General features: G+C 47.2%; 19 protein-coding genes, 1 other RNA gene and 1 pseudogene. 5 read left to right on the forward strand and 16 right to left on the reverse strand.

The annotated features are described in order from the left end of the window. Nucleotides 1–372 precede the first annotated feature (372 nt). Nucleotides 373–735, forward strand: a transfer-messenger RNA (tmRNA) gene (gene ssrA / locus IAE50_RS15220). 165 nt (nt 736–900) lie between these two features. Here ssrA and IAE50_RS15225 read toward each other — a convergent pair. The 4 genes and pseudogenes from IAE50_RS15225 to IAE50_RS15240 form a co-directional block, all read right to left on the reverse strand. Then, the gene (locus tag IAE50_RS15225; RefSeq protein ID WP_200580631.1) at nt 901–1,536 is read right to left on the reverse strand and encodes a hypothetical protein; all 636 of its coding nucleotides are present in this window, start codon (nt 1,534–1,536) and stop codon (nt 901–903) included. Nucleotides 1,537–1,552: 16 nt separating this feature from the next. After that, on the reverse strand, nt 1,553–2,746 hold the full coding sequence (locus IAE50_RS15230; protein ID WP_200580632.1) for a hypothetical protein: 1,194 nt from the start codon (nt 2,744–2,746) through the stop codon (nt 1,553–1,555). Continuing rightward, nucleotides 2,743–3,753, reverse strand: a complete 1,011-nt coding sequence (locus tag IAE50_RS15235) for a hypothetical protein (RefSeq protein ID WP_200580633.1) — start codon at nt 3,751–3,753, stop codon at nt 2,743–2,745. The genes IAE50_RS15230 and IAE50_RS15235 overlap by 4 nt, the downstream gene beginning before the upstream one ends. 819 nt (nt 3,754–4,572) lie before the next feature. Further along, nucleotides 4,573–4,736: pseudogene (locus tag IAE50_RS15240) on the reverse strand (phage tail protein); the annotation flags it as partial. A 358-nt stretch (nt 4,737–5,094) separates the two neighbouring features. Here IAE50_RS15240 and IAE50_RS15245 point away from each other — a divergent pair. Together IAE50_RS15245 and IAE50_RS15250 are read left to right on the forward strand one after the other, a co-directional pair. After that, on the forward strand, nt 5,095–5,610 hold the full coding sequence (locus IAE50_RS15245) for a hypothetical protein (protein WP_200580634.1): 516 nt from the start codon (nt 5,095–5,097) through the stop codon (nt 5,608–5,610). Between the two features lie 799 nt (nt 5,611–6,409). Then, a complete protein-coding gene (locus IAE50_RS15250) occupies nt 6,410–6,772 on the forward strand; it encodes a hypothetical protein (RefSeq protein WP_234467198.1) in 363 nt (120 codons plus the stop codon). Between the two features lie 129 nt (nt 6,773–6,901). Here IAE50_RS15250 and IAE50_RS15255 read toward each other — a convergent pair whose 3' ends face one another. From IAE50_RS15255 to IAE50_RS15265, 3 genes are all read right to left on the reverse strand, one after another. Beyond that, entirely contained in the window at nt 6,902–7,168 is a 267-nt protein-coding gene (locus tag IAE50_RS15255; RefSeq protein ID WP_200580635.1) for a SymE family type I addiction module toxin, read from the reverse strand. Nucleotides 7,169–7,504: 336 nt separating this feature from the next. Beyond that, complete coding sequence (locus IAE50_RS15260) at nt 7,505–7,687, reverse strand: hypothetical protein (protein WP_042712430.1); 183 nt, start codon at nt 7,685–7,687, stop codon at nt 7,505–7,507. Nucleotides 7,688–7,705: 18 nt separating this feature from the next. Next, nucleotides 7,706–8,839 (reverse strand): dienelactone hydrolase family protein, encoded by a 1,134-nt coding sequence (locus IAE50_RS15265; protein ID WP_234467203.1) that lies wholly within the window; start codon nt 8,837–8,839, stop codon nt 7,706–7,708. A 611-nt stretch (nt 8,840–9,450) separates the two neighbouring features. Here IAE50_RS15265 and flhD point away from each other — a divergent pair. Both flhD and flhC read left to right on the forward strand, forming a co-directional pair. Continuing rightward, complete coding sequence (gene flhD / locus IAE50_RS15270; protein WP_042712433.1) at nt 9,451–9,798, forward strand: flagellar transcriptional regulator FlhD; 348 nt, start codon at nt 9,451–9,453, stop codon at nt 9,796–9,798. Between the two features lie 11 nt (nt 9,799–9,809). Then, on the forward strand, nt 9,810–10,370 hold the full coding sequence (gene flhC / locus IAE50_RS15275; protein ID WP_042712517.1) for a flagellar transcriptional regulator FlhC: 561 nt from the start codon (nt 9,810–9,812) through the stop codon (nt 10,368–10,370). A gap of 89 nt (nt 10,371–10,459) precedes the next feature. Here the strand turns inward: flhC and IAE50_RS15280 are convergent, their stop codons facing one another. From IAE50_RS15280 to IAE50_RS15320, 9 genes are all read right to left on the reverse strand, one after another. Continuing rightward, nucleotides 10,460–11,059 (reverse strand): LuxR C-terminal-related transcriptional regulator, encoded by a 600-nt coding sequence (locus tag IAE50_RS15280; RefSeq protein ID WP_200580637.1) that lies wholly within the window; start codon nt 11,057–11,059, stop codon nt 10,460–10,462. A 78-nt stretch (nt 11,060–11,137) separates the two neighbouring features. Beyond that, nucleotides 11,138–11,917, reverse strand: a complete 780-nt coding sequence (fliR, locus tag IAE50_RS15285) for a flagellar biosynthetic protein FliR (RefSeq protein WP_042712436.1) — start codon at nt 11,915–11,917, stop codon at nt 11,138–11,140. Nucleotides 11,918–11,919: 2 nt separating this feature from the next. Beyond that, nucleotides 11,920–12,189, reverse strand: coding sequence for a flagellar biosynthesis protein FliQ (gene fliQ, locus IAE50_RS15290; RefSeq protein WP_042712437.1), 270 nt, complete (start codon nt 12,187–12,189; stop codon nt 11,920–11,922). A 14-nt stretch (nt 12,190–12,203) separates the two neighbouring features. Continuing rightward, nucleotides 12,204–12,962: a flagellar type III secretion system pore protein FliP gene (gene fliP, locus IAE50_RS15295; RefSeq protein ID WP_083699326.1), complete on the reverse strand. Its 759-nt coding sequence runs from the start codon at nt 12,960–12,962 to the stop codon at nt 12,204–12,206. Between the two features lies 1 nt (nt 12,963). Continuing rightward, on the reverse strand, nt 12,964–13,365 hold the full coding sequence (fliO, locus tag IAE50_RS15300) for a flagellar biosynthetic protein FliO (RefSeq protein WP_200580638.1): 402 nt from the start codon (nt 13,363–13,365) through the stop codon (nt 12,964–12,966). Then, a complete protein-coding gene (fliN, locus tag IAE50_RS15305; protein ID WP_042712440.1) occupies nt 13,365–13,766 on the reverse strand; it encodes a flagellar motor switch protein FliN in 402 nt (133 codons plus the stop codon). The genes fliO and fliN overlap by 1 nt, the downstream gene beginning before the upstream one ends. Nucleotides 13,767–13,773: 7 nt before the next feature. Beyond that, nucleotides 13,774–14,775, reverse strand: coding sequence for a flagellar motor switch protein FliM (fliM, locus tag IAE50_RS15310; RefSeq protein ID WP_042712442.1), 1,002 nt, complete (start codon nt 14,773–14,775; stop codon nt 13,774–13,776). Between the two features lie 5 nt (nt 14,776–14,780). After that, nucleotides 14,781–15,176 (reverse strand): flagellar basal body-associated FliL family protein, encoded by a 396-nt coding sequence (locus IAE50_RS26480; protein WP_309228091.1) that lies wholly within the window; start codon nt 15,174–15,176, stop codon nt 14,781–14,783. A gap of 262 nt (nt 15,177–15,438) precedes the next feature. Beyond that, entirely contained in the window at nt 15,439–16,662 is a 1,224-nt protein-coding gene (locus tag IAE50_RS15320) for a flagellar hook-length control protein FliK (protein WP_200580640.1), read from the reverse strand. Between the last annotated feature and the right edge of the window lies 1 nt (nt 16,663).

The following is a 16,663-nucleotide window of genomic DNA, read 5'->3' on the forward strand; positions in this document are numbered from 1 at the left end:
CAAGCTTCTGTATTTAGGCAACGTTTTGAATCACAAATTGATAACAATTATCTTCGATACAGAATATATTTTAATAGATATATCTGAAATTAAGCGCCGCTTACTTTTGTGCATAAATGGATTAATAGAAACTGAATTAATTACGCGAGAAATGCAAAGAAATTTACAATGTATAATATATTAGAAAAAACTAATTTATATTACCTTTGGTCTCTATTTATATTTATTTACGTCTGAAATAATTGCTTTTCTATATAACGATCCTGCTTAAGCAACTGGTTAGAAAACAGGCAAATGGTTGAATGTAAAAACGTTGAGGATATGGACTGGCATGTCACGGTGAAAGTTTGCTATACTCCTTTTCACACTTTTGGGGCTGATTCTGGATTCGACGGGATTCGCGAAACCCAAGGTGCATGCCGAGGGGCGGTTGGCCTCGTAAAAAGCCGCAAAAAAATAGTCGCAAACGACGAAAACTACGCTTTAGCAGCTTAATAACCTGCTTAGAGCCCTCTCTCCCTAGCCTCCGCTCTTAGGACGGGGATCAAGAGAGGTCAAACCCAAAAGAGATCGCGCGGATGCCCTGCCTGGGGTTGAAGTGCTAAAACTAATCAGGCTAGTCTGTCAGTGGCGTGTCCTTCCGCAGCTGGCCGGCGAATGTAAAGACGGACTAAGCATGTAGTACCGAGGATGTAGGAATTTCGGACGCGGGTTCAACTCCCGCCAGCTCCACCAATTAAAACAAGGGGTTACGTAAAAGCGTAGCCCCTTTTTTTCCATGTTCACTTTACGTCTACCACTAGAAGCTTTGTTAACGGAACTAGACCGCTTTGGTCAGCACCTCTACATAGTGATAGATGGAATGATCAGGGTAATCAACTACCCTGATTACTTATATTTTTAAGCGATGAATTCAAAGTTGTTGTATATAATAGGAATTATTTTATGAAGATCTGCATCCTTAGCTTTTATTCCTCCGAGACGATTAATATCAAAAACTTTACCATCAATAGATAATTTTAAGACATCAACACTGTGTGGATATCTCACAATCCAAGTATCATAATATTCAACCAGATCAGTTTTACTAAGCAATGTAGTTTTCGCAAGAATTTCATTTGAATATTGAATGTTTGAGATAGTGACTCCAAGAACTTTCGATGAATTTGTTTTTTTGCTTAAAAAGGCATTGAGATTAAATGCAGCAGGGCTAATTTTTGTATAATCAGAAAGCATAGACCTTAATAATTCATAGGTGTATCGTGATTCTCTTGGAGGGTTAACTAGATATGCAACCCTACCATTTCCAAGGGGAAAACCAACTTGAAAATTAAAATAACTAACTAACTCAATAGTTTGAATAGAACCATCAACAAGCTCATACTCTTCAGATTTTACTACTCTTTCTTTATATTCAATTATAAGATTATCATTAACATCATCGATATTAATTACTTTGGATTCATTTCTTGAATTCCATTTTTCTATACATCTTAAGATATCATGTACACTAAGCTTTTTATCAAGGGTGAACAATTTTATCCTTACCATTTTATGCATCTCCACGATCAGACTCAATAGGGCGAGTAATTTCGGCTGGTGCCGTTTTGTCAATCATTTCGTAGGAATCGAAAAGGATTTTTTCCATGTAAAACATAGTGTCATCGAATTCGGCTCCATTAATAGACATCCTTGCCCCTTCTTGACCCTTATCATCAACTGCATGTTTACCTAGTATTCTAAACTTCAAATCCTTACCAAGATGTCGCTCGTTAAAAGCCAATTCAATAATTACGATTGGAGAGTTTTTAAGCCTCTTGGATTTATGCCGCCATTTAACACGTGAGGGGAAATAGCCAGCGTTATAAAATTTATTAATATCATCAATATCATCTAAATTATGTCCATCAAAAGAGGCGTTATTAATGACTTTTAATAACTTAGTCTCATTTATTAGCTCGGGCTCAATCTCATCTGGATCATTTAATTCACAATCTAAATCATCAAGTTCCGAGTCTGAATCATCTTCGTTATTTTGTAAACTTAGACCTGTCAGCGTTTTACTTACTCGAATTTTTTCTGAACCCAGAAAAATAGAGTCATTATTTTTTATGACCCTTTCAATAAACAGAGAGCGTTCTCTTGAACTAGCAATAAATGAAAGATCAATTTCCTGAACATCAATAGTATTACTGACTCGCTCTCTATACATTTCAATAATAGAACCTAATATTTCATCTATTTTTTCAGTATAAGTATAATGGACAGAAATGTGTCCCGTTGACTCTATGAAAGCAATGTATCCGGAGTGACTTTTTTTTTGTTGAAACCTTCCCTTGGTAAAGTCGAAGTCAACATAGTCGATTTCAACATAGTATGTACCGACACTTCGTTCGCCTACGATCACCTCATTACCAATACCTTGAGGCCGATTTTCTACTACAGCATCAACAATATTATCTAGACTTCTTAAATCAAAGTTCTTGCTTATTCTTTTTATTGAATATTGGTCTCTATTTATTTTCGGAACGAGTTTATCGGTTAGTTTTTTCACCTGCGAATAACCGAATGGCAATTGTGAAATTTGCTCAATGAGTTCGTTTCTATTTAAACTTGATGAATAAATTATTCCTCTTTCGAAAGCTATTTTCCTTAGAGTAAGATCAGTTATTTTATTTTTATTCGAATGAAGCGCCATATAAATGTCATTTTCATCAGCAAAAATGTTACCAGTATATTGTTTCATTGTATATGTCTTCCATCGGCAACTTCATTAAGATATATTTGTGTCACAAATCTCTTAGGAAGGACCAGATTAATTTTGTTTAATTTCTCTTTTTGTCCCTCATTTGCTGCATAATTACTCACATACGTTGTTCTGGCCAACTCAAAAAGATCATATGTTTTATTATCTCTAAAAGGAAGAACCAAGTATATTTTCTCAAAATTGCTTAACATTTGATAATTAAACATGAACTCAAATAAATATATAAACGTTTCAATTGAGGATGGCACTTCATCCCAAAAAATATTAAGAACTTTTGCCTCATAATCTGGATGCTTATAACTAAAGAGTAACATCCCAGAGGTAATCATTTCCAGAGTTGCTGGATGATCAGGTTCCTGATCTGCGATTTTATTTTGTTTGTCAGGATAGAAGAAACCACATTGCTCTCTTATCGGAATTTTTTCCCATACTTTTTCAGTAGATGAAGATGAGTTAATTGTTCTTCGCTCATTGATATTCTCTACACATGACATAAGAAACTTTATTATCTTGGGTGAAAAGATGAAGAGTTTACTCGACGATTGTATTGAAAATTCTTTTGACGCTGTATTTCCTAAATTAGATAATAAATCTTTATCATACTCATCATCATTATTATACAAAAACAACATACCGTTTAAATCGGCATTATGCATAACACATTTAAAAAGCGTACTCCATTCTTTATTCGAACGAGCACATTCCACCTGAAGAGCGAGACTTTCAATTGCCTCATTTATTTTCTTTGTCAATGCTAATGAATTTTTATTATAAGATTTAAGATCTGTCTGGATATATATACTTCTTGCGGTATAAGGGTCTTTGTATGAAAAAACAACATCCGTTGGATGTGTAGCTTTTTTATGTTCTGGTATACGGCACTCCCAATTTACATCTCTTTTTTCGTGCAAAACCCACTTCATTTCGTTAAATATATCATCAGAAATGATCGCGGCCATTGTATCGATATTTTTTGTTTCAGCCATGAAATCGCCCTAATAATTTAATCGTGACAATTGATTATACTTCACGCCTCTAATGCGTATAGTATTCAATATTTTAGAACATCAAACCGCACTGATCTATCCCGCATTGCTCAAACCATCATTATGCTATGTTTCTTTTATCGAATTCTAACACAGTAAAATTGCCGTATTAGGTCTAAGCCGAACCTAAGCCGAAGGAATAATATATCTTTCGGCGATCGCAGTGGGTGTTCAGCTTATGTCCACGTGCCTAGAAACACTAGCGGGAACACACCATTAACGATTTGTTGGACAAAGAGTAATCAATCTATACTCTATTTTCCAATGAGAATTTTTCAGATCTACAAAATTTGTTAACTCTGCCACAAGCTTTGACTTTTCTGATATGGAAGTTTGCTGACTGTTCCTCTTTCCCTTTCACGTAAGTTTCATGCACACCGACAAAAAACAGGAAACCTATTTAAAACATAGTATTAATAATTAGGAGCATTCCTTTTCAGCTCCTGAAAACTGAAAGACGCTGAATCTCTTTCTAAACTTTTCAGTTCTTGCTATCCCGCAACTCGCCAGCACTTATGCCCCCTGGCGGTACGGTTTGTTGAAAAAAAACTGAAAAATTTTTATCGATCCAAAAACGCAGGCGGGTGCGGTGTAGTGCTGTTTTTGTCTACGACACATTTATTTTGCCAGCGTGTGGCTGCGCCAGCGTAACGGTGCTGGCGTGATCGTTTAATGGGGTTGCGTAACGGCGAGATGATGCGCCATGCACTCAAGCGCGTTGTGTTGCGTCTGGCGCGAGAGTATAAAAAAGCGCTCATTCTCTGTGAGCAACGGCTTATAACTCTCAGGGCAGTTACCGACGGCAATCAGAGCGCCATCGCCAACAACCATGTAAGTGATTTTCAACGGGAACCAAGCGCTGCCGCGCTTCCCAGTTTCGCAGCACCAATTTCCGTCATCAGGGTATAAGACTTTACGCTCATGGGTTTATTCTCATAGTGTTAATAACATTGTCTACTCAACTCTCTTAAGCGGCAGCACCACAAATAATAGTTTCGTTGATGTACAGATAAATCGTGATTACTTCGCCTGTATAGATGACGGTACCTATCAGAGAGCGCCGCTGGTATGCTGGTCAGGCAGGTAGGCTGCCCCCGGCTCGAAGTGTCAGCCATTTTTCGCTGCCCACTTCGGTAACTGTGTCTATGCAGATCAGGTTAGTGATAAGGTGCATGGTTTTGGTAAGTTGCGCATTCATCTTTTTAATTTGCCAGCTTAAGAAAAATCGGGCATGTTTAGATCGCTGTTTAGTAGATCACACAATTAAAAAAGAGAGGTTCAATGAAATTTAAATTCGGCTTAAATCTACCTTGGGGGATTTACATTTCCATCTTGGCTCTTCTATTAGTTGCCACTTATATTTGGATGAACGCAGACTCAACAGATACTAAAGATTTAATAAGTTACATATGCACCATTCTTACACTCTCTATAATCCAGGGTGCATTACTTATAAGAATGGGTAAATTTGAGATTTATAAAAACATTCTCAATTCTCTATGGAATATAGAAACAGCCGCAACATTTCTCTATAGTATGTATATAGTTCTAGAGTATTCTAACACCCCGCAACAAATCAAATTACCATTTGCAGAATGGTCAGCAAATAATCTTGAAATTTTCACATTAACCATTACTTTGCTTAGCGTTATTTGTGTAGCAAGAGCAGGATACTCCGTTGCTGAAATTTTCAAAGCAACAATAGTAAAAACCTTGCCAATTGAAGTTTTTTACTCAAAAACACAAATAAAAGAATCCAAAAAAGCCAATACACGTTCAAGAAAAAGAAGGAGATAATAAAGCTACTCCGCGAGCCACTGCATCAAAGAGTGGGCATTTAAACGTAGCGGTTGATAGAACTTAGGTGGACACCTGAAAGTTGAATTTATCGAAATAAATCAAATTCAGCTGCTTATTGAAAAATCCAGACCCCACCAGCTTTGTTACCCATTATCACTTTATGTCCAATTAGTCAGCAGAAAATATTACATCTGAAACTACCCTTGTTAACACTGTATCACCCTGAGATCTTGATGCTTTTATGCTTTGCCTGTCATAACATCCATCAACCATGAGATCAGATAGGCGAGGATAAAGAACCATACAAACCTAGCCATTTTCAGCCAGCCATCAAAATAAACAGGCTACCAAAAGCAGCAAAAAAAAAGGCAGGTTGCTACTTCTTCAACCAGACTGGCAGACTGAATCCCTTTAAATTTAAAAAATTTAGCGAGAGAGGGTTTATCTGATTTCAACTTGAATCCTTTTGCACTTTATTAGGTGAAAGTAATTATACATAAGGCAAGGTTATAACAGCTTTTCAAGATGAAAGGCTAGGGATTGGCTAATCTTTTCCAAACTCATCCCCCAAATTCGTAGATCTTTTGCAGTGCGTCAGATCTAATACTCCACGTTCTAACAGTTTATAGACATTAAGAGATTAAGCATTTCCTTGATAAGGATAAACCATGAGACTGAATGCAATAAAAATGCACTCAGAAATACCCCCTGATTAAAAGCAGCTGATTCAATGAAAAAACCGTGATAAAATCAGAAAAAACCTTCCGTTTTAAAGACATTTATATATGAGGCATCAATGTCCAGTTTCTCAGGAATCATCGCAATGATAGGGCCTTGCGTTATATTCGGCTTTATTATTTTATTCATCATAAAAGGTTGTATTTTGCACAGTACGATCAAAAAAGATCCGGTCTATACTAAAGCTAAAATTGTTAGCTACGTTCCCGGAAAACCTAATGATATGGGAAAAGTAGATATTGCAATAACTTATTCTTTTATGGCCGGAAGCAAAATTTATACCAAGGAAAAGCAAAGCTTAACTATTAACACCCTGGATCTAATTAAAGATCAAGTTGCTAAAGAAGTCCCCATCATCTATTACCGCAAAGATCCTAATTACAGCAAAATCGATGTATATGATGAGAGCCTGCGCAATTAATCTCATACCATCTGTTAGCGTATAAATCAGAATCTACTCAGGGGCGCTTACCGCCCCTTTTGAATGGTTCGAATCACCAGGCTACCGTCAATTAAGCCTTCAAAACCATTAAACAGAATAACCCCAACTCTAAACCCCCCTCACCCCTTCCCTGACGCAATCAATCACTGCCCTGGCCTGTTCCAGTTGCACACGCAGTTCATGCACGGTGTCATTATCGGGAATCAGCACAATGCAGCCTTTAGATATCTGCACTGTGACATGCACGCCGGTTTCAAAGCCTGCTTCGCGCAGCCATTTGCCTTTCAGTTGCAGGGCGGGTGTGCTGGTGTCGCCGCGGTTCGGGCGGTAGCCGACAATACAGTGGCGCTGGGTTTTGGTAAGGGTTTTCGTCATAAGACATTCTCCAATGGCAGTCATGATCTCCGCCACCAGAGAGGTCAAACTCATGGGAGGCGGGCTGAACGGGGTTGACCTTACCGGCCCATCGGATACCGGCGCGTCTCGCGACGCCCCCGCCCGGCCCACCATTGAGAGGTAACCGAACGCACAACAGAACAGCTCTGTTGCCGATGAGGGTTTTCAGGAGGTCAATCCCGACGCCTGCTGTGGCAGGGGCGCCAAAACAATAAAAAGAAAACCCTACAATCGGCAAGGGAAAACCGCTCTATAGTAGCGCGTCGTTTCGAAACTGGAACCCTTCTCGCAAAACTTCAGGGAACCCGCCCGGCGTTACACTTCGTTCTCTTCGCTCCCCAGCAGCCGCTTAATGTGCTCGAGCTTCGCCGTCATCCTGCGGATCTCCAAAAGATGCAGCGCCTCATAGGCCTCAATCCCCACCAACTGGCTCTCCCCCAGCTTATCGAGGTCCGCTTTCAGTAACGTGATTTCGTCATCGGTCATCGGTGGTCTCATCGTTCCTCCTGATTTTCACTAACGTTGCACGGTCTGTTCAGGTACAACCTCATTATTAATAGTGTAGAGGTGGCATCCCGCCTTGCCAGCTTCCTGCTGCTTTGCGCAGTAGCCGAGCGCGCTTTCCGCCGCCTCGTCGCGCGTTCTCGCCCAGTAAGAAACACCCCAGTCCCCCTGCGCGTCGATGGCGAACGCCTTTTCATAACGTTGTGATGCAGCATATTCCTGAAACGCCTTGCGCCCTTCGTCATTCAGTACCGACGGCAAAGGAAGTTGCGTCTGCGGCAGTTCGGCAATGGGTTGATAAGGCAGCGTCTGCTGCTGTAAGAAGTTTGCGACCGGCTTCCACCAGAACGCCTCGGGAGCCGAGTCCATAAAGGTATGGCCATTCTCCCCAAATGCCGGCATCGCGACGAACGTCGCGGGCGCACCGTCTTTCTGGTATGCGCTGAACATCGCTTTCGCCGCCACCGGGGGAAAGGCACGGTCGTTGGCGGCGTAGAGCCACAGCGACGGAATCGTGGTTCTCTTACCGTAATCACTAAGCGCCTTCAGCAAACCGGGCTGGTCGCAGAAGGATTTGCCATCCAGCGCGCCGCGCCCGCCGTCAAAGTTAATTATTGCCTGCACGCCGGGCGGGTTGGCCGCGCCGGTCGCCAGCATGGCGAAACCGCCGGAGGACATCCCCACCAGCACTGCCTGCTTTGGCGACGCCCACGGCTGCTGACGAATCGCCTTCAGCGCTGCCAGCAAAGTGTCGCGGTCGCGCTCACCCGCCAGTTGATGATGCGGCTGCGCGCACGATCCGCCTGCATACTCCGCCGCCCCGCTGGACTGCCCATACCCCTGTCGCAGCACAACCACCGCCGCATAGCCGTGGCGGGCGAAAGCAATTGCCGTCGAGGCATAGCGGTTGGGGTTCATCACAAAGCGGTCAAAGCTGGCGGTGTCCGCCGTGCCGTTGGTAATAAGTGCAACTGGCGCAGGGTCGTTGTTCGCCGGGCGGGTGACAAACGCCTCCAGCAGCGCAGGCTGGCCGTTCGCAAGCGTCACCGGCAGCATCAGCGGCGTGCGGATCAGGCCCGCAATCTGTTGGTTTTCCGCCGCAGGGGAATTATCTGCCCAGGCGGGCAAAGCGCCTGACAACAACATGGCTAACGCGATCGCTGCACGCATTCCTGACGCTCCTGGTTTACAAACGTGAATTGTCATTACCGCCGGGTGAGAGAGTATCCTCGCTTTACCGGGAAAAACGTTGTCTGCACCGGTAAAAACCCCAACAAAGGTGTTTATTTAATGCGTTACCACCATACTTTTTCGCTCTTCGTGAATGACGGTGCCGTTACATAATATATTTTCTGTAGATCAGATAATTCAATAAGATAACAACTTTCTGAAAAAGAGAATCTTTTTCATTTCAACGGCTTCGATTATGTAATTAAAGTAAACGAACAGGCAATGTGAAGGCAACATATTGAAAATAAAGGCATCAATCAGAAACAATAAAAGTGGAAATGCAATGATCCGCTTTTTTCCGCATTTAGGCGATTGTTTGAATTAAGTCAAATGTGTAATCTTATTTCCGTCTTAGGGAACAACTTAAAGACAAACAGATGCAGGAATAAAAAACATCGCCTGCACAATAAGAGTGTTAAGTTTCATTTATTAGTTAGTTTATTCTTATCGAAATAAAGTGGTTGCTCGCATATTTATTGTTAAATAATAGTAATTCCGCATCTGGTGTGGTGTTACGGGAGCAACTTATGAACGAACACAATTTTGAAGAACAAATGCAGTCTATTCAGGATCTGAACCTCTCCTATTTATTACTGGCGCAGCGTTTGATCCGTGAAGATAAGATTGCCGCCGGTTTCCGCCTTGGCCTGAACGATGCCACGCTGGAGACGCTAAGCCACTTATCGCTGCCGCAACTGATTAAACTCGCCTCTACCGGGCAGCTGATCAGCCGCCTGCGTATCGATGATGATGTGGTGATTAACTGCCTGACAAAAGAGTCCCGTATCGATGCACTGCAACGTCTGCACACCGGGATTATTCTGTCGAGCAACCTGCTCAACACGGTTGATAATAACGGCGACGAGGCAGCGTAATGAGCGAGATAATGCTGCACGAAAAAAGCATCATGTCTGAAATTAAAGACGCGCAAATCGCGATGGAGTTAATTAATTTCGGCGCGAGGATGCAGGTTCTGGAGAGTGAAACTAATTTAAGCCGCCGTCGTCTGTTAAAACTCTATAAAGAGTTGAAAGGCGATTCGCCGCCGAAAGGTATGCTGCCGTTCTCCGCTGACTGGTATATGTCGTGGGAGCAGAATATTCACTCATCAATTTTCTACAATATTTACCGCTATTTGCAGAGAGCGGAAAAAGGTCGCTCTGTAGAGCTGATGATTAAAGCCTACCGTATCTATCTGGAACACGGCCTGGCGCAGGCGGACGAGGAGCCGGTACTGGGGCTGACCCGCGCGTGGACGCTGTTGCGTTTTATGGAGGGCGGCATGCTGAAGCAGACCCAGTGCGACTGCTGCGGCGGCAATTTTGTCAGCACACCAGAGCATATGTTTAACGGTTTTACCTGTAGTCTCTGTGTACCGCCTTCACGGGCGATGAAAAGAAGCCCGCAGCTCGATTTCGCTGCCGGCACCATGACAACCCTGCAATAACAGGCGTTACAGCGGGTTATCAATGAAAGCCCCGACGGGTCAGCCATAGTGCGGCCCGCCGGGGCTTTTATGTTTCTGAACCGACGACATCAGGCCAGGCGGCCGGTAAAGACGCCGCGGTAGTAGCTCGGGCCGATGTTAAGACGCGTGAGAATATCGCGCCGGTGAACGTAGGCGGTTTTCAGGCTGATGCCGAGCGTAGAGGAGACCTCCTGCGCGCTGGAGCCGGACGCCAGCAGGCATAACACTTCGCGCTGGCGGTGAGTCAGCAGCGGCAGAACCGAAAGTTCCTGCGGTTTCGCGCGCTTTTTCGACATCAGGCCGGTAATCGACTCAAATACCGTGCGGATCGGCGCATTAAGGCTGAGCCGCAGCATATCCGGCAGCAGCGCGGGCAGCACGGGATCGAAATCCTCGCACAGCAACAGGCAGGGCAACTCCTCTTTCAGCTCCCGCAAATGGTGGGTGGTCTGCATCAACGACATCAAATTAGTGGCCTGAGTGGCCACCGCCACCAGAATACGCAGCTTACTCCCGGTCGCCCGGCTCGCCTCCTCAAGGCTGCTGATATAGCTGACGCGTAAATTGGGGCGATAGAGCTTTATCAGCGTGATCAGCCCCATCGCGGAAAAGTGATCTTCGCTGTAAATCAAAACATTAGCGTTACTGACGGAGGATTTCAGGCTCATAACCCCTTCCCTGGCAAACGTCACCTCCGGTGACGAAAAGTGAATAACAGCACGGTAAATAGCAGCATCCCTTCATGGCTATCTGAACCCCGTAAGGATCACGAACAGGCGGTCAAAAATGCCGCCCATCATATTTTCGAAGAAGGGAGCCAGCGTGAACATCACCAGCGACATGGCGACCATGCCGACGGTTAACGAAATCGGAAAACCAATGACGAAGATGGAGAGCTGCGGCGAGAGGCGGTTGAGCAGCCCCATGGTCAGGTTGAGACACAGCAGCAGAGTGATAACCGGCAGGCCGAGCATCATGCCGTAACGGAAGATCATCTCCCCGGCGCTGACCATCGCCATAAAGCCGTTTGCACCCAACGGTGCGGCGTTGATCGGAAACGCGGTGAAACTGCTGGCCAGCACTTCCAGCATATAGAGATGGCCATCAAAAGTGAGAAACAGCAGCGTGACAAAAAGGTTTAACAGGCGCGCGACCACCGGCATACTCGGGCCGCCGGCAGGATCGTAAACCATGGCAAAGGAGAGCCCCATCTGCATACCGATAATCTCGCCCGCGTGGCGCACGGCGACAAAAATCAGCTGCACGGAAAGGCCAATGGCGATGCCGATAATCAGCTGCTGGCAGCAGGCCCAGAAGCCATCCAGCGAGGCGATGGCAATGTTGCTGGCGGGCAGCTGCGGCGCAATAAGAAAAGCGGTTAACAGCCCCAGCGCTACTTTGAAGCGGGCGCTGAGCGGCTTCTCGCTGAAAATCGGCGCGGCGCCGAACAGCGCCAGCATGCGCAGGCAGGGCCAGAAGTACTGGTTTACGTTGTCATAGAGGTGAACCAGCGAGAGCGTAAACATAGTTAGCGAATAAGGTACGGCAAGCTGGTAAAGAGCCCGCGCATGTAGTCAACCAGCGTGGTTAACATCCACGGGCCGCAGGCGATAAGTACCACCACCAGCGTCAGGATCTTGGGAATAAACGACAGGGTCATTTCGTTGATCTGTGTTGAAGCCTGCAGAATGCTGACCAGCAGGCCGGCCGCCAGTGCGGCTAACAGCAGCGGGGTGGCGATCATCAGCCCCACTTTGGTGGCCTGGAACCCCAGCGACATTACACTTTCAGGTGTCATTTTTTACTCTCTTGCTAAAAGAAGCTCTGCGCGAGGGAACCAATAATCAGCTGCCAGCCATCGACCAGCACAAACAGCATCAGCTTAAAGGGCAGCGAAATCGTCGCCGGCGGCACCATCATCATCCCCAGCGCCATCAGAATGCTGGCGACCACAAGGTCAATGATGAGAAACGGAATAAACAGCGTGAAGCCTATCTGGAAGCCGGTTTTCAGCTCACTGGTGACAAACGCAGGCACCAGGATGCTCATCGGCACCGCGTCGGCGTTAGCGAAGTCGCCAGCGTTCGCAATGCGGGAGAAGAGCGCCAGATCCCCTTCACGGGTCTGCTTCAGCATGAAGGCGCGCAGCGGCTGCGAGCCCTTCTCTATGGCGACTTCCATAGAGATCTTGTCCTGCGACAGCGGTACCCAGGCGTCGTCATAGACCCGGTTCAGCACCGGCGACATCACGAAGAAGGTCAAAAAGAGCGCCAGCCCGAGCAGCACCTGGTTGGGCGGCGTGCTTGCGGTACCGAGCGCGCTGCGCAGCAGCCCCAGCACAATCACGATGCGGGTAAAGCCGGTCATCATCAGCAGGATGGCGGGCAAAAAGGTGAGCGATGTCAGCAGCACCAGGGTCTGAACCGGCAGCGACCAGCTCTCGCCGTTCGCGGAGTGCGAGAGCAGAATGTCATTGTTGGCCGCCAGCGCCATCTGGGCCGGGAGCAGCCATCCGGCGAGCGCCAGGCCAAGGCCGCAGAGGGGCATCAGCAGGCGAGCGTTACGTTTCATCTTATTTGCTCTCACCTTTGCGCCGGGCAATGCAGTTCACTAACGCGCTCTGGAAAGTCGGCAGGAACGACGCTGCTTTAACGTCTTCTACGTCTGCCCGTTTCTCCATGGTCATCAGGTTAGTGATATTGTCCTGCGTCACGCCCAGCAGCAGCCATTTGTCGTCCACTTCGACCACCACCAGGCGCTCGCGCGCACCGATTGACTGGGTGTGTTTCACACAAAGAATGTTATGTCCCTTTACCATTCGCGTAGCGACGCCACTGCGGCGGGCGATCCAGGCGATAGCCGCCATTAACAGGATCACCAGCGCCAGTGCGCCGATAATATTGCCGGTGCCAACAGGCGCCATTGCTGGCGCTGCGGAGACGGGCTGAACAGCATTAAGCGACGACGTATTCATTATCTGCTCAAACGATGCATGCGCTCAGACGGGGTAATAATGTCGGTAATACGGATGCCGAATTTATCGGAAACCACCACGACCTCGCCCTGCGCGATTAAATAACCATTGATCAAAATATCAAGCGGCTCGCCCGCGAGGCCATCCAGAGAAACAATGGAGCCTGGGCTTAATCGCAATAACTCTTTGATCGTCATTTTGGTGCGGCCTAATTCCACGGTCATTTTCACCGGGATATCGAGCACCAGGTTTAAATCTTCAGATAAATTCACCATTACATCTTCCGCCTGGGAAAGCACCTCGGCACTGTTTTCACTGGAAAACTGTTCACTCATTGCGTCGCCCCAGATGTCGCCGAGCGAAGACTTATTTGAGCCTGAATCATGTTCCATATCGCTCATACGACAATTACTCCTTCTTGAAACCTAATAATGTTGAATTCTGTAACGCATCAACCTGGATGGCGTATTGATTATTTGCGCTGCCGTATTTACCGGTCATTACCGGTACATCATTAACAAACCCGCCAAGCTGCTCGGGCTTATCCAGCGGAATAATGTCATCCGGTTTTAGCTTCATAATTCTTGAGAGACGGGTGGAGATCTCAGCGAATTTCACTACCAACTCCAGTTCGGTATCGCGCATTTGCGAGGCTAACGAACTGCGCCACTGATTATTTTCATGCTGCGAGTTTTCCAGCGGCGGATTGGTTAACAATTCGCGAATCGGCTCAATAATGCTAAACGGCATACAGATCTGTAACTCACCGCTATGCGAGCCAATATCCACCTGAAAAGGCGTCGTCACCACAATATCATTCGGTGATGAGGTGATATTGGTAAATTTCACCTGCAATTCAGAACGCACAAACTCGGTTTTAATTTTGAAAATTGAGGTCCACGCATAGTCATAGGCCTCACGCGCCATCACTAACATGCGCTGAATAATGCGCTGTTCCGTTGGGGTAAATTCGCGCCCGTCCGCCTTGGTCGGGAAGCGACCGTCACCGCCAAACAGGTTATCCACCGCCGTAAAGACCAGATTTGGCGAGAAGACAAAGAGCGCCGTGCCGCGTAGCGGGTTCATGTTCATCAGGTTCAGGCTGGTCATCACCGGCAGATTACGCGCAAACTCATGGTACGGCTGAATCTTAATGTTTCCTGCGGTGACATCCGGGCTACGACGCAAAATATTAAATAAGCCGATGCGAAACTGGCGCGCAAAACGTTCGTTGATAATCTCTAACGAATATAAACGTTCACGGACAACACGACGCTGCGTATTCGGATCGTAAGGCTTAATATTATCTTCTGGCGATGCGGGGGTGGCCGGCGCACTATTTTCACTGCTGCTGGGACCGCCATTCAGAAGATTGTCGATCTCATCCTGGGATAAAATACTGTCCGACATTATGATTACCGTAAGATAAATGCATTAAACAGGACGTTTGTTACCATCGGTTTATGCTGGCCTGGGAGTGAGGCATTAACCGCATCTTTGGTTTTCGCCGCGAGTAAAGCTTTTGCCTGATCGCCGGTTAATTCAGCCGCAGTTTGTTGAGAAAAGAGCACCAGTAAATGGCTACGAATTTCCGGCAGATGTTTTTCCAGCGCGATTTTCGCTTCAGCGCTCGCAACTTTGAAGGTCAGGCCGATATAGAGAATACGATCGCTGTCATGGTCATCGGGTTTCAGGCTGACGGTAAAGGTGTCGAGATCCATATAAACCGGGGTCGCTTCCACAACCGGTGCTGCGGATGGCTTGCCACTATTAATATGGGTGACCTGATTTTTTAATTTACTGATTTCCACATAGGCATACGCGCCAATTGCGCAGACACCCAGGATAACTAACAGGATAAGTAAAATTAATAGCGGACTTTTCTTCCCGCCTTGCGCTGCTTGTTTTTTCTTCGGCATTTGATGGATAACTCTGTAGTAAAAATTAAATCAGCAATCACGCGACTGGCGAATGACCTGATGGAATGCCGTTATTTTAATACAGCACCCATCCAGGACAATTCATTGAAAAACTGAAATTAGTGACGGCACCTTGCCAGTTCACGCCCGGCTATTACGCAAAGGTGTTGATTCCGCGCGAATAATGCATAACGCGCGTGACGACCGGGCTCTCTTCCTCGGAGGAAACACTCAGATCGCCCTGCCCGCTCTCAGACTTTCCTTGTCCGGATGTATGACCGGAGTGGGCATCACCCGCCGAAGAGGAGGTGTCTGCACCTACGCTGCTCTGCCCGAGGGAAATACCGGACTCCTCAAGCATGGTGCGCAGGTTCGGCATTGCCGACTCCAGCGCCGCGCGAACGTGGTGGCTCTCGGAGACAAAATGCACCTGCGCCTGATCGTTATTTACCCGCAGGCTCACCTGCAACGCGCCCAGCTCTTCCGGATGGAGGCGCAGCTCGGCGTGATGCACGCCGTTACGGCTAAAGACGGCAATCTGCTGACCTAAAGATTGCTGCCAGGCCGGGGTGCCGACCTCCGCTTGTAACGTAGCGGTTGCAACGGTTGAGGTAGCGATCGCGGTGGCGGGAGCGGTTGCCGTCACTGGCGCAGCCTGAGCGACGATATGCGGCGTGGCAACCGGCTCGGCACTTTTTACGTTATGCAGCGCCTGCGTCAGGCTCTCGCTAAGGGGGGCAGCTGCAGGTGAAGTCGGCAGGGCGCTGCTGTCAGCAGAAGTTAACGATTGCGCTTTACCCTCAACGGCACGCTCCGCTAATGGCATCGCGGGTTGTGCCTCGGGCCGTGTCGGCTGCGGCTTAACGCCAGCAGGCAGAACCTCGGTCGGCTTTTCCTTATCCAGCACGGCGGTGAAATTGACCTGAGTCAGCGGATCGCCAGCCTGCGGCTCAACCGGCAATGCCGCGCCGAGAAGTGGGCTTGCCGGTACGGCGGCAGCCAGCGTCGGATCGGCACTCACCTGCGGCAGTGCCGCCAGATCGGCCTGCGCCGTCTGCACGCCCTGTGCCAGCAGCGCATCCGCTGCGGTGGCAGAGGCATCAAGCGGCATCGCCAGGGTAGTCGCCGCCTGGGTAAGCAGGTCGGCAGGTAAAGCCTGAGTCGCAGGCGTGGCGTCAGCGAGCTGCGCTTTTTTATCAGCAGGCTTTTTCACCTTATCCTGCGGCGCGCCGTTCTGCCGGGTCTCCTGAGCCTCTCCGGATGAGAGCTGCTTTTTCAGTTCGCCAGCGAAGTGCCCCTCTTCCTGCGCGGAGGAAGCGGAAGCGGTCTGACGTCCCGCGTCAACGGGCGAGGCCGGGAGTGAATGTCGGATAATCATC

Source organism: Kosakonia sp. S42, from assembly GCF_016624785.1.
GTDB lineage: Bacteria > Pseudomonadota > Gammaproteobacteria > Enterobacterales > Enterobacteriaceae > Kosakonia > Kosakonia cowanii.